This is a genomic window from Allomesorhizobium camelthorni, from assembly GCF_011045125.1.
In the GTDB taxonomy this organism is placed as follows: domain Bacteria; phylum Pseudomonadota; class Alphaproteobacteria; order Rhizobiales; family Rhizobiaceae; genus Allomesorhizobium; species Allomesorhizobium camelthorni.
In genome coordinates this window covers 166451-178865 of sequence record NZ_JAAKZF010000001.1, presented here as the reverse complement: position 1 = coordinate 178865, position 12415 = coordinate 166451, and the positions used below count along the sequence as shown (strand labels likewise).

11 protein-coding genes are annotated in these 12415 nt (G+C 63.3%); 4 read left to right on the top strand and 7 right to left on the bottom strand.

Going from position 1 to position 12415, the window contains the following annotated elements; genetic code table 11:
- Positions 1 to 84 precede the first annotated feature (84 nt).
- On the top strand, positions 85 to 1371 hold the full coding sequence (locus tag G6N73_RS00905) for an alpha/beta hydrolase (protein WP_165021873.1): 1287 nt from the start codon (positions 85 to 87) through the stop codon (positions 1369 to 1371).
- 25 nt (positions 1372 to 1396) lie between these two features.
- Here the strand turns inward: G6N73_RS00905 and G6N73_RS00900 are convergent, their stop codons facing one another.
- The 4 genes from G6N73_RS00900 to G6N73_RS00885 form a co-directional block, all read right to left on the bottom strand.
- Entirely contained in the window at positions 1397 to 2359 is a 963-nt protein-coding gene (locus G6N73_RS00900) for an ABC transporter permease (RefSeq protein ID WP_165021870.1), read from the bottom strand.
- Entirely contained in the window at positions 2356 to 3876 is a 1521-nt protein-coding gene (locus tag G6N73_RS00895) for a sugar ABC transporter ATP-binding protein (protein ID WP_165022756.1), read from the bottom strand. Before G6N73_RS00895 ends, G6N73_RS00900 begins: the two co-directional genes overlap by 4 nt.
- A 90-nt stretch (positions 3877 to 3966) precedes the next feature.
- On the bottom strand, positions 3967 to 4917 hold the full coding sequence (locus tag G6N73_RS00890) for a sugar-binding protein (protein ID WP_165021867.1): 951 nt from the start codon (positions 4915 to 4917) through the stop codon (positions 3967 to 3969).
- 74 nt (positions 4918 to 4991) lie between these two features.
- Positions 4992 to 5984, bottom strand: coding sequence for a substrate-binding domain-containing protein (locus G6N73_RS00885; RefSeq protein WP_165021864.1), 993 nt, complete (start codon positions 5982 to 5984; stop codon positions 4992 to 4994).
- A gap of 352 nt (positions 5985 to 6336) precedes the next feature.
- Between G6N73_RS00885 and G6N73_RS00880 the strand changes: the two genes are divergently transcribed.
- From G6N73_RS00880 to G6N73_RS00870, 3 genes are read left to right on the top strand one after another with little or no spacing between them, the layout of a single operon-like run.
- Positions 6337 to 7077, top strand: a complete 741-nt coding sequence (locus tag G6N73_RS00880; protein WP_165021861.1) for an ATP-binding cassette domain-containing protein — start codon at positions 6337 to 6339, stop codon at positions 7075 to 7077.
- Between the two features lie 29 nt (positions 7078 to 7106).
- On the top strand, positions 7107 to 8105 hold the full coding sequence (locus G6N73_RS00875; protein WP_165021858.1) for an ABC transporter permease: 999 nt from the start codon (positions 7107 to 7109) through the stop codon (positions 8103 to 8105).
- Positions 8106 to 8127: 22 nt separating this feature from the next.
- Positions 8128 to 8910: a FadR/GntR family transcriptional regulator gene (locus tag G6N73_RS00870; RefSeq protein WP_165021855.1), complete on the top strand. Its 783-nt coding sequence runs from the start codon at positions 8128 to 8130 to the stop codon at positions 8908 to 8910.
- A 42-nt stretch (positions 8911 to 8952) separates the two neighbouring features.
- On the opposite strand, the gene G6N73_RS00865 is transcribed toward G6N73_RS00870, so the two are convergent.
- The 3 genes from G6N73_RS00865 to araD1 form a co-directional block, all read right to left on the bottom strand.
- Positions 8953 to 10389 carry an aldehyde dehydrogenase family protein gene (locus tag G6N73_RS00865; RefSeq protein ID WP_165021852.1) on the bottom strand — a complete coding sequence of 479 codons (1437 nt, stop codon included), beginning with the start codon at positions 10387 to 10389 and terminating at the stop codon, positions 8953 to 8955.
- Between the two features lie 139 nt (positions 10390 to 10528).
- Positions 10529 to 11305: an SDR family NAD(P)-dependent oxidoreductase gene (locus G6N73_RS00860; protein ID WP_165021849.1), complete on the bottom strand. Its 777-nt coding sequence runs from the start codon at positions 11303 to 11305 to the stop codon at positions 10529 to 10531.
- A 10-nt stretch (positions 11306 to 11315) separates the two neighbouring features.
- The gene (gene araD1 / locus G6N73_RS00855) at positions 11316 to 12302 is read right to left on the bottom strand and encodes an AraD1 family protein (RefSeq protein ID WP_165021846.1); all 987 of its coding nucleotides are present in this window, start codon (positions 12300 to 12302) and stop codon (positions 11316 to 11318) included.
- Positions 12303 to 12415: the final 113 nt, after the last annotated feature.

Below are 12415 nucleotides of genomic sequence, written 5' to 3'. Positions count from 1 at the left end.
GGTTTCCGGCGCGATTTCGTTCCTTGGAGACATTTCCGTAAAGGGCCTGCCGGCCGACATATAAGACGGGTTCGAGGGGAGACCATGGTTCGCTTTATCATCATCCTTGGCCTGGCCGTCATCGGCATCACCGTCGCGCTGGCGTTCTACCACCCTCCGATGCGGCTGATGCCGGCCCCGGAAGCATTCCTCGACGGGGAAGTGAACGCCTTCTCCGCCAATCCGGCCCTGACCCAGGACCCCAGGATCCCGCTTTTCTATGCGACCAACCGCCTGCCGATAGGCCCGCGCAGCAACCGGCTCTACGCGGTGGTGCCGGGGCGCGACATGCATATGGGCGTGGCGACGATCAGGATCGGCGAAGAGGGCACGACCTGGGACCGGATCTACGCCTGGTCCACCGGCGCGAGCGAAGACCGCCGTCCCTTTCTCAACCTCGAGAACCTGAACGAACAGGCGGAATTCGAGACCGGAGAGCCGCTGACGGAGGAGGCGCAGGCCTGGTTCGCCGACATCAATGCCGTGCTGAAGCGCAGCCGCGACAAGGACATCATCGTCTATATTCACGGCGCCAACACCACTGTCGAGCGGGCCGCCGGACAGGCTGCGCAGCTGCATCATTTCACCGGGCGCAATTCGGTCGTGGTGCTGTTCGCCTGGCCGACCGCCGAGAGTTTCCTGCGCTATTCCAGGGATATGATCACCGCCTTTGGCGCAGCACCGCATCTGGCGAAGCTGATCGAACTGCTGGCCGAAAACACTGATGCCGAGAAGATAGACGTGTTCACCTACAGCGCTGGCGGCACGGTGGGCAGCGACGCCTTGGCCATGGTCGGGCGCGACCCCGAACAGCCGGATGCACAATCGTTCCGGATCGGCGAGGTCTATCACGCCGCCCCCGACGCCGATTTCCGAGCCTTCGTCGACGACATGCGCGACTATGCCGACGATGTGCAGCGGATTACGGTCGCCGTGAACATGAACGACAGCGCGCTCAGGCTGTCGCAGGCGGTCAACCGCGCGTCGCGCGCCGGGCGGCCAGACATGCAGGAGCTCAGCCCGGAAGCCACCGACTGGCTGCTTCAGGCAGCCACGAATTACGGTCTCGAAGTGCTGCGGGTGCGGCCTGAGAACATTCCCGGCCTTTCGAACCGGTCGCATACGTTCTGGTACGACGATCCATGGGTGAGCAGCGACGTCCTGATCACGCTCCTCTTCCATCTGCCGCCGGACGAGCGTGGACTGGCGAAGGGCGAAGGTCCCTCCGGACCCCATTACTGGACGTTCATGCCCGACTATCCCGAGCAACTGGCGGAGGTGATGGAGCGGCTGCGGCAGGGAAGCGAGGTTCCGCCTGCAACGGCCCAGTGACGGCGCGCGCTTGCTTTTGTCGCTTTCAGCCGGCTGCCCGCGCAACGCTTTTGCGGGTTCTGTAGAATTGCTGGTCGGCGAGCACGCCGAGCAGGATCACCGACCCCATCACCGCGAAATTCAGCGAACTCGGAATGCCCAACAGATTGACCAGGTTCTGCAGGACCTGGAGCAGCACGGTGCCGAGCACAACGCCGATGATCGAGCCTTCTCCGCCACGCAGCGAACAGCCACCCAGCACGGCCGCGGCGATGGCGTAAAGTTCGTAGAAATTGCCGTGCGAGGATGGCGAGATCGACCGCGTGTACATGGCGATGAACACCGCCGCCACCGCTGTCAGGCCGCAGCAGATCACATAGGCCGCCGTGATGATGCGGGTCGTGTGTATGCCGCTGTAGCGGGCCGCCTCCTCGTTCTTGCCGACGGCGAACAGATAGCGTCCGAACACCGAGCGGTGCAGCACGACCGCCATGATGATCGTAATGATGAGAAAGGCGATCAGGCTGTGCGGAATGCCATAAAAGCGGCCAGCCACCAGCCATTCCAGTGTCGGGAAGCTGGCGCCGAAAGGAAAGCCGGCGGTGGCGTCGTCGGTGTAGTAGCGCGCTACGCCGCGATAAATGAGCAGCCCGCAAAGCGTGACGACGAAGGGCTGCAGGCGCGCCCTGGTTATCAGCAGCCCGTGCACCAGACCGATGAGGCAGCCAAGCGCCAGAACGACGGCGAAGGCGACGCTCCAGTTGACGGTGCCCAGCGAGACCAGATCGACGAAGATCACACCGAGCAAGGCTATGATTGAGCCGACGGAGAGCTCGATGCCGCCGGATATGATGACGAAAGCCTGGCCGAGTGCGAAAATTCCGAACAGGCCGATGAGATTGGCGGTGTTGGAAAGGTTCACCGGCGACAGGAAGCGCGGATTGATGATGGCGACGACCGTGCCGACCACGAGGATAAGGATGAGCAGGCCAAAATCCTTGCGGTTCATTCTGCGGCTTCCCGGATTGCGGCGCGGCCGACGGCCAGCGACAGGACATTTTCTTCGGTGAACTGGCCGCGGTCGAGGAAGCCGGCAATCGCGCCTTCATGCATCACCGCGATGCGGTCGCTGACGCCGATCACCTCCTCCATGTCGCTGGAGATCATCAATATCCCGACGCCCCGGTCCGAAAGCTCGCGCATCAGCCGGTAGATCTCGTTCTTGGCGCCAACGTCGATGCCGCGCGTCGGCTCGTCGAAGATCAGCACTCTCGGCTGCATCGACAGCCATTTGGCGAGCACCACCTTCTGCTGGTTGCCGCCGGAAAGCGATCCGGCCTCGGCCGTCGTATCCAGGCAGCGTATGTCGAGATTCTTCTTCTGCGCCTCGGCCTCGCGGCGCTCGGCGGCGCGATCGACAATGCCATGGCGCGACAGGCTCTTCAGGCTGGCCAGGCTGATATTGTGGCTGATCCTGAAGGGCAGGATGAGGCCCGAGCGCTTGCGGTCTTCCGGCACGAGATAGACGCCCTGCCGGATCGCCTCGCGCGGCGATCGAAGCGCGACCTTGCGGCCGTCGATCCTGATCTCGCCGCCGAGCTTAGGCTCAAGGCCGAAAACGGCGCGGGCAAGCTCGGTCCTTCCCGAACCGACAAGCCCGGCGAGGCCGAGGATTTCGCCCGCCCGCACGGAAAAGCTGACGCCCTGCCCCGGACGGTAGGTCGTCCTTACATCGGCGAGTTCGAGAATGGCGCTGCCCGGCGGCGCGGCCGGCGGCCGATAAAGCGTCTTCAGGTCGCGGCCGATCATGTGCCTGATCATCGTGCCGGTTTCGATTTCGCCGCGAGCCAGCTCGGCGACCAGCTTGCCGTCGCGCAAGACAGCCACCCGGTCGGCGGTCTGTTTCACCTCGCCCAGCCGGTGTGAGATGAAGATGACCGCCACCTGCTCGGCCTTGAGACGGCCGATGACAGCTAGCAGCCGGTTGGTTTCAGTCACTGTCAGGCTCGACGTCGGCTCGTCCATGATGACGAGCCGCGCCTTTAGCGACAGCGCCTTGGCGATCTCGACCAGTTGCATTTGCGCGAGCGAGAGGTCCGCGACCTTCGTGTCGGGCTCGAAGTCGGCGCCCAACTGGTCGAGCAGGGGCTTGGCCTGCCGGTTCAGCGCTTCGGTGTCGATCAGGCGCAGCGGGCCTCCGCGGAGCGGCTCGCGGCCGATGAAGATGTTCGCGGCAGCGGTCAGATTGTCGAAGAGATTGAGTTCCTGATGGACGAAGGCGATACCTGCCCGCATCGAACCGTTGACGGAAAGCCGGTCGACCCTGTCGCCGTCAATTTCGATCTCGCCGCCGGTCGGTTCGATCACGCCGCCGAGTATCTTCATCAATGTCGACTTGCCGGCGCCGTTTTCGCCGACCAGCCCAATCACCTCGCCCGGGCTTACGCGCAGGCTGACACCGTCCAGCGCGGTCACCCCTGGATAAAGCTTGGAGATCCCCGTCAATGCCAGAAAGGATTGGGGCATGCCGCCGATTATGGGAGTGGGTGTCGCTGCCATGCAAGAGCGCCGAAGCAGGCCGGCAGGGAGTGGGGCCGGCCTGCTCGGTTCGAGGCATCAGCCGCCGATACGCGCCTTGAGTTCGGCCTCGAAAGCATCGACATTTGCTTTGTCGATGATCTTGGTGGGCACGATGACGAGCTTGTCGTCGGGAACCACCGACTTGTCGCCCTCGAGATACTTCGCCATCAGCTTCATGCCCTGGTAACCCCATTCGTAAGGCTGCTGCACCACAGTTGCAGCGATCGTCCCTTCCTTGACTCCGCCGAGCGTGATCGGATCCTCGTCGAAGGCGACGATGGTGATCTCGCCGAGCTTGCCCGATTCCTTCAGCACTTCGTAGATGCGCGGCGGGTTGTACGAATAGAAACCGACCATGCAGTCTATGTCCGGGTTTGCCGCCAGCGCGTCCTCGACATTGCGTTTGGCCCGGGTCATGTCGATATCGTCGCCGCGGACATCGACCAGTTCGACTTTGGAGCCGGCGATCACCGACTTCATGCCTTCGATGCGCTCTCGCGCATTGTCGGCGCCGGGAAGACCGACGAAGCCGATGCATTTGCCGCCATCCGGCAGCGCCTTCAGCGCAATCTCGCCGGCCTGCTTGCCGGCGTCGGTGTTGGACGAGCCGATATAGGCGATGCGGTTGGTGTCGGGCGCATCGCTGTCGGTGGTGAACAGCGGCACCTGCGCGCCGACCTTGTTGAGCGCATCGGTAGACGATTTCGGGTCGACGGCGCTCACCATGACGGCGGAGACGCCGGCGGCGACCAGATCGTCCATCAGGCGCTGCTGCACGGCGGCTGCTGCCTGTTCTGGATATTTGAACTGCAGATCGTAATTCGGCAGCTCTTCCTGAGCCTTCTTCACGCCGGCTTCGGCGAGTTTCCAGAAATCGGAAGCGCCGTTGACGACGAAGGCGAGCGCCTTCTTGTCCTGAGCGTTCGCGTCGGTTGCCGCAAAGGCGGCCGTAATCATCAATGCGCAAGTCGCAAGGCGGAGTTTCATCTCGATCTCCTTGAGATCTCTGGGTTACGGGCAAGCGGAGGCCAGCTGGCAAGCCGGCCCCGCTCTATGCGCGTTCACTTGGCGATGCAGGTGTCGACCGTTTCCTGCATGCATTCGTCGAGCCCGGTGTAGATGACCGGCTCGACCGCCTTGCCGGCGATGAGGTCCATCATCACTGACGGCGCGCGGTAGCCCATCTCGAACGGCCGCTGGCCGACCTGGACATGGCTGCGCCCGGCCTTGATCGCCTCCATCTGCGGCGGCAGCGTGTCGCCGGCGACGATGATCAGGTCTTTCGAGTCCAACTTAGCCTTCACTTGGTCCGTCACCTGCGCATAGGCCTGCGGCGCGAATTGCGCCCAGCCGCCCTCCAGAACGAAGGCATCGAGATCGGGGTTGGCTGTGAAGGTATCGGCCATCTGCTGGTTGGCGAGGTCGATCTGGTCGTTTGTGAAGACTGGGCAACCATCGATCTCCGTCCAGCCATTCTGGCCCGTCAGCCGCTCGATGCCTTTTTCTCCGGAAAGTGTGTCGCGGGTGCCGGCGGCGCGTGCGTTGATGTTGTCGGCGGCGACGTTGCCGAGCTGCAGGCAGATCGTGCCACCTTCGGGTTTCAGCTTCTGCAGGTGCTCCGCAAACTTGACGCCCATAAGATAGTTGTCGGTGCCGAGATAGGTCTTGCGCAGCGCCGCGTCGGCCGCGGCGAGATCGGCGTCGATCGTCATGACCGGAATTTTCGGCGCGGCTTTCTTCAGAAGATTGGCCATCAGCGGCGCATTGGACGGCGAAATCGCAATCGCCGCCACATCCGGCCGCGTCAGCAGGTCTTCGACGATCTGAATCTCGCCGGCCTCATCGGCGCTGGAGGCCGGGCCGGTGTAGAGACACTTGTACCCGGACGAGGCGTTCTCGTTGTTCCACTTCTGGCAGCCGAGATTGATCTGCTCGAAGAACGGATTGTCGAGACCCTTGACCACGATGGCCAGGGTCTTTTCCTGAGCCAGGGCAGAACCGGCCATTGCCGCGAGGGCGGCGCCGGCAACAATGCCGGTAAGCAGTTTGTGCATGTCATCCTCCCAATGATGGTGTCGTTATAATTCAAACACTCTCATTCCGGCGGGCAAGCCGCCGGCCGTTTCAGCCGTGATTGCACGGCAAGGCCTGCCAAGCTGTTCGTCCATATGGAATTGCCGGGATAGCAAGCCGCAGGCGCGTGTCGGAACACGCCGCGTGGCGATGCCTGCCCGATGCGCCTGTAATCAGAACGAACATGCCGGACCTCCCGGCAGGCAACTAAGCGCAAGCCGAAGCATGAGTCAACAATTGTCCTACAAATCATATGATACGTTTTATCATTCTATTGACCATTGCAGGCAAACCGATGCTAATAGCCTTAGGACTAGACGACTGGAGGTGTCGATGGCCGTCCTGCGGCTGGAGGGAATATCCAAGCATTTCGGCGCGATTCACGCCCTGAACGACGTCTCGCTATCGCTGGAAGCTGGCGAGGTGATTGGCCTGATGGGCGACAACGGCGCCGGCAAGTCGACGCTGGTAAAGATCATCGCCGGCAACTTCCAGCCGACCCACGGCAAGATTTCCATTCGCGACAAGCAGATGAATTTCCACCGCCCGGTCGATGCGCGCGACAATGGCGTCGAGATCGTCTACCAGGACCTGGCGCTCTGCAACAATCTGACAGCGGCGGTGAACGTGTTCCTTGGACGCGAGCTGACGCGCTCTTTCGGCCCGCTGAAGATCCTGGATTACGCCGCCATGAATACGGCGGCGACGAAGCTGTTTCGCGAGTTGAAGTCGGAGACGAGACCGAGGGACATGGTGCGCGACATGTCGGGCGGCCAGCGCCAGGCGGTTGCCATCGCCCGGACGCGGCTGTCGTCAGCCAGCATCGTGTTGATGGACGAGCCGACTGCGGCGATTTCGGTGCGGCAGGTCGCCGAAGTCCTGAACCTGATCCGGGAGCTGAAGCGCCAAGGCGTCGCGGTGATCCTGATCAGCCATCGCATGCCGGACGTGTTTGCCGTGGCAGACCGCATCGTCGTCCTGCGCCGCGGAAAAAAGGTCGCCGACAAGCCCATCGCCGGCTCTTCACCGGAAGAGGTGACCGGCCTGATCACCGGGGCGATCGATGCAGCGTGAATACCTGAACGGATAGCCGGGGCAGACACATGGTTTCAAGCATCGACGAAGCGATAGCCAGGCAGACCCATACGCCGATCTCGTGGATGCTGTCGAAGCAGGCCTTCTGGGTATTCCTCGCGGCGCTGATCGCATGCGTGACGCTGACACTCGTCACCGACACTTTCGCTACGCCGCAGAACCTCTTCAACGTCACGCGAAATTTCGCCTTCGTCGCCATCATCGCTCTCGGCATGACAGTCGTCATCATTTCCGGCGGCATCGACCTGTCGGTCGGCTCGATCCTGTGCCTGTCGGCGATGGTTCTGGCCATCATCATGAATGCCGGCTACCCGCTTTGGGCGGGCGCTAGCGCAGCGCTAGCCGTTTCGCTGCTGATTGGCGGCATCAACGGTGTGCTGATCGCCTATCTCCGCATCCCGCCCTTCGTGGTCACACTGGGCATGCTGTCGGTGGCGCGCAGCGCCGCCATGGTGCTTTCCAACAACAAGATGATCTATCAGTTCGGGCCAGACGAGAAGCAACTCTTCTGGCTCGGCGGCGGTTCGACTTTCGGGATCGCCAATCCGGTCATCGCGCTGGTCATACTGGCGGTCGTCACCGCGCTTCTCTTGAAATGGACACGCTGGGGCTGTCACGTCTTCGCCATCGGCAGTAACGAAAAGGCGGCGGTGCTGACGGGCATCGCCGTTCGACGGCTCAAGGTCAGCGTCTACATGTTCTCGGCGCTGTTTGCCGGCATTGCAGGCGTGCTGGAGGCCGGCTGGCTCGGCGGCGTCACCACCAATCTCGGCCAGTCGATGGAACTGAGCGTGATCGCAGCGGCGGTCATCGGCGGCGCCAATCTGATGGGCGGCGCGGGCACCGTGTTCGGGTCGGTGGTCGGCGCAGCGCTCATCGAGATCATTCGCAACAGCTTGACCCTTTTGGGAATCAGCACCTTCTGGCAAGGAACCTTTGTCGGCAGCTTCATCGTCCTTGCCGTTGCGTTCGATCGCATCCGCGCAAGGCGCGAAGCCGACAATTGAGGGATCGGGCAGGGGAAGTTCAATGCGTACTGGAAAATCGATGAAGGCCGAAGCAGTGGAGGCGGAAGCGCTCCTGCCTGCCGCGCCGCAGGCCGGCAGCGGGCGTGCCAACAATTCACGGATCGTCGGCACCAGCGTGCACGCGTCAGTGGCCAACGAGATCGGCCAGCGCATCGTGCGCGGCGACTATCCGCCCGGCAGCATACTGCCCAACGAGGCGAAATGGGCCGAAACTTTCGAGGTCAGCCGTTCGGCGGTGCGCGAGGCGATCAAGATGCTGATGGCCAAGAGCCTGCTCAGCTCGCGGCCCAAGGTCGGCAGTTGGGTTGAGCCGCGCGATCGCTGGAACCTGCTCGATCGAGACGTGCTGACCTGGTATGCGACCTCGCCCAACCGCGAAGCCTTCCTGATATCGGTCCAGGAATTCCGCCATATCATCGAGCCGGAGGCTACCGCGCTCGCGGCATTGCGGCGGACCGACGAACAGATGGCCGAAATCAGCACCGCTTGCCGGGAAATGGGCGAAGCGACATCGCTGCCGCAGCGCACGCAGGCTGACACACGCTTTCACCTCGCCATTCTGCGGGCGTCCGGCAACGAACTGCTGGTGCCGCTCGGTACACTTATCGAATCGGCGCTCGCGCATCTGTTCGTCTTCGTCACGCGCGAGGCAGACGATCTGCGCCACGCGCAGGGACTGCACGAGGCCATCGAGAAGGCGATCCGGCTGCGTCGTCCCGAAGCCGCCCGCAACGCGGTGCGCAAGCTTCTGGCCAACACCGACGAGGTTATTGCGCGGGTGTGAGAACGGGCGGTGCGGTCCAGCCGCACCGCCCCCCGATCGCAATCAGGCAGCGGTATAGGCCGTCTTCACCGTCGTGTAGAATTCGGCGGCGTAGCGGCCTTGTTCCTTCGGGCCGTAGCTCGAACCTTTGGATCCTCCGAACGGCACGTGGAAGTCGACGCCGGCCGTCGGCACGTTGACCATCACCATGCCTGCCTGAGCGTTGCGCTTGTAATGCGTCGCGTGCTTCAGGCTGGTGGTGACGATGCCCGAGGAAAGGCCGAAAGGCGTGTCGTTGGCTGTGTGCAGCGCCTCCTCGTAGTCCTTGACCCGGATCACCGACGCCACCGGCCCGAAGATCTCCTCGCGCGAGATTCGCATCTGGTTCGTCGCTTCGGTGAACAGCGCCGGCTGCAGGTAGAAGCCCGGCGTTTCGCGGTCGAGCCGCTCGCCGCCGAAGGCGAGCTTGGCGCCCTCTTCGCGACCGATTGCGATGTACTTCTCGTCCTGGCCGAACTGACTCTCGTCGACCACCGGGCCGATATGCGTGCCGGCTTTCAGGGCATTGTCAACGACCAGGCCCTTCAGCCGCGCCGTCACCGCCTCCACGAACCTGTCATGGATGCCTTCCGTTACGATCAGCCGGGACGACGCCGTGCAGCGTTGGCCGGTCGAGAAGAAGGCCCCGTTGACGGCGCAGTCCACCGCGATGTCGAGATTGGCGTCGTCGAGCACGACAAGTGGGTTCTTGCCGCCCATTTCGAGCTGGAACTTGCGCATGTGCTCGACGCTTGCCGCTGCGACCCGCTTGCCCGTCGCGACCGAGCCGGTGAAGGTGATGGCGTCGATGTCGGGGCTATCGAGCATGGCCTGCCCGACCACCGAGCCCTTGCCCATGATCAGGTTCATCACGCCCTTCGGCAGGCCGGCACGGTGGAGGATGTCGACAATCGCCCACGAGCAGCCGGGCACCAGGTCCGCCGGCTTGAACACGACCGTATTGCCGTAGCAGAGCGCCGGTGCGATCTTCCAGGCCGGGATCGCGATCGGAAAATTCCACGGCGTGATGATGCCGACCACGCCGACAGCCTCGCGCGTCACCTCGACGCTGACGCCCGGCCTGACGCTGGGCAGGATCTCGCCGGCCAGCCTCAGCGCCTCACCGGCGAAGAAATCGAATATCTGCGCCGCGCGCACGGTTTCGCCGATGCCCTCGGCCAGCGTCTTGCCTTCCTCGCGCGACAGAAGCCGCCCCAGTTCTTCCTTGCGCGCCGTGATCTCGTCCGCGGTCTTGCGCAGCACCGCGTGGCGCTCGAGCAGGCCCGAGCGCGACCAGGCCGGAAAGGCGGCCTTGGCCGCCGCGATCGCCGCCTGTGCATCGTCTTTGCTGGCGCGGGCATATTCGCCCACCACATCGTTTGTGTCCGACGGGTTGATGTTGGGAATGGCCTCGCCGTCGACCCACTCGCCTCCGATCAGGTTCCTGAACAGTTCGCTCATATCGATTTCCTTGCTTGCTGATGGCCGCGCATGGACCGGATTGCCAGCCGATCCGTAGATGCAGGCTGGTACTGAGTTTCGCGCGGCAAGTCACCCCGCATGCGTGACGCGGGGTCGGAATACTGGCCTGATTACACCCTCAAACCCAGCCGCCGTCGACGATGAAATTCTGGGCGGAGCACATTTTGGCATCGTCCGAACCCAGAAACAGCGCCATGCGTGCAATGTCTTCGGGCAGCACGCGGCCGGCCAGGCACTGGCTCTTGTCGATCAGTTCGTTGGCGGCGTCGTCGATCCAAAGATCAAGCTGGCGCTTGGTCATCACCCAGCCCGGAACCAGCGTGTTGACGCGGATGCCGTGCCGGCCGAGATCGCGGGCGAACGAGCGTGTCATGCCGTGGACCGCAGCCTTGGACGCGGCATAGACCGGGTAGCCGCCGGTCGCCATCATCCAGCCGACCGAGCCGAAATTGACGATCGACCCGCCGCCCGCCGCGATCATGCCCGGCGCGACAGCCTGGATAGCGAAGAACATGTGCTTCAGATTGACTGCGATGCGGCTATCGAAATAGGCGGGAGTGACCTCGTCCCATTTGTGCCTTGTGTCGTTGGCGGCATTGTTAAGCAGCACCCGCGTCGGGCCCTGGACGGCCTCTATCTCGCGCAGCGCTTCCCTGTAGGCGTCGGTGTCGGTGATGTCGCAGCGCCGGAATGTCGCCGAACCACCGCCGGAATTCAGCTCGGCGGCCAGCGCCTCGCCTTCGGCCTCGGCGAGATCGACGAAGCCTACCTTGGCGCCCTCGGCCGCATAGGCGCGCACGATCGCCTCGCCTATGCCGCTCGCGCCGCCGGAAACGATGACCGGAACGCCGGAGAGCCCGGGGTAGCGGGCGAAATTGACAGCTTGCATACTCATATCGGATCCCTCACAGCGCCCGCACCTGGACCGAAATCGGCCGATCCACCGCCAGCGGATTGCGAAGCGGCAGCCCGAATTCCGGCGCTTCGATTTCGAACACGTCGCCCGGTTCCGTCTTGACGCCATCTGCGAAAGACAGCGTCGCCGTACCGAACATATGCACATGGATGTCGCCTGGCTGGCGAAACACCGGATATTTGAAGTGATGGTACTCCAGATTAGCGATCGAATGCGACATGTTGCTTTCGCCGGACAGGAAGGGCTTTTCCCAGAAAACACTGCCGTTGCGGATGATGCGTGACGAGCCGCGCGTATCTGCGGGCAGCTCGCCGACCAGGATCTCGGGGCCGAACGATGCGTTGCGCAGCTTGGAATGGGCGAGATAGAGATAGTTTACCCGCTCGGTAACGTGGTCGGAGAACTCGTTCGACAGCGCGAAGCCGACGCGGAAAGGCGTGCCGTCGTCGCCTATGACATAGATGCCGGCGATTTCCGGCTCCTCACCCGCATCGTTGGCGAAATGCGGCGAGATCAGCGGCGCGCCGGGGGCTACAGCCATGGTGCCGTTGCCCTTGTAGAACCATTCCGGCTGAACGCCGATTTGGCCGCTGGCCGGTTTGCCGCCTTCGATGCCCATGCGGAACATCTTCATCGAATCGGTCAGTGTCTCCTCGCCGTTCAGCTTCTGGTGCATGGCGTCGCGCGCCGCCGCCGAGCCGAGATGGGTGAGCCCGGTGCCGGTGATGTGGAGATGAGCCGGGTCGGCATGGCTGATCGGCGAGCGCAGCAGCCCTTTGCGATAGGCGGCTTCGAGGTCGACGGCCTCGCCCAATCCCCGCGCTTCGATCAGCGCCGCAAGGCTCGAGCCGGAGCGTGCTGCCTCCAGCGCCAGCGAATAGACGCTCTTGGCGCTGCGCACGATCCGCGCCGGCCCGCCATTGCGGACGGCGACCTTTATGATCCCGGCCTCGTCCATCACTTCGGAAATCAGCATCTCAGCCTCCTTGCAGTCCGCTATCGGCCATTTGACCAGCTCAAAAATTACGCAGCCATTCCCGTCCGCCGGACGGCGTCACGCCCGGCGCGTCAAAAGCTTCGTCCTGATGT

Bases quoted from the DNA above. Each gene is read 5' to 3' on its own strand.
- G6N73_RS00905 (WP_165021873.1), top strand. From the start codon at position 85: ATGGTTCGCTTTATCATCATCCTTGGCCTGGCCGTCATCGGCATCACC.
- G6N73_RS00900 (WP_165021870.1), bottom strand. From the start codon at position 2,359: ATGAACCGCAAGGATTTTGGCCTGCTCATCCTTATCCTCGTGGTCGGC.
- G6N73_RS00895 (WP_165022756.1), bottom strand. From the start codon at position 3,876: ATGCCCCAATCCTTTCTGGCATTGACGGGGATCTCCAAGCTTTATCCA.
- G6N73_RS00890 (WP_165021867.1), bottom strand. From the start codon at position 4,917: ATGAAACTCCGCCTTGCGACTTGCGCATTGATGATTACGGCCGCCTTT.
- G6N73_RS00885 (WP_165021864.1), bottom strand. From the start codon at position 5,984: ATGCACAAACTGCTTACCGGCATTGTTGCCGGCGCCGCCCTCGCGGCA.
- G6N73_RS00880 (WP_165021861.1), top strand. From the start codon at position 6,337: ATGGCCGTCCTGCGGCTGGAGGGAATATCCAAGCATTTCGGCGCGATT.
- G6N73_RS00875 (WP_165021858.1), top strand. From the start codon at position 7,107: ATGGTTTCAAGCATCGACGAAGCGATAGCCAGGCAGACCCATACGCCG.
- G6N73_RS00870 (WP_165021855.1), top strand. From the start codon at position 8,128: ATGCGTACTGGAAAATCGATGAAGGCCGAAGCAGTGGAGGCGGAAGCG.
- G6N73_RS00865 (WP_165021852.1), bottom strand. From the start codon at position 10,389: ATGAGCGAACTGTTCAGGAACCTGATCGGAGGCGAGTGGGTCGACGGC.
- G6N73_RS00860 (WP_165021849.1), bottom strand. From the start codon at position 11,305: ATGAGTATGCAAGCTGTCAATTTCGCCCGCTACCCCGGGCTCTCCGGC.
- araD1 (WP_165021846.1), bottom strand. From the start codon at position 12,302: ATGCTGATTTCCGAAGTGATGGACGAGGCCGGGATCATAAAGGTCGCC.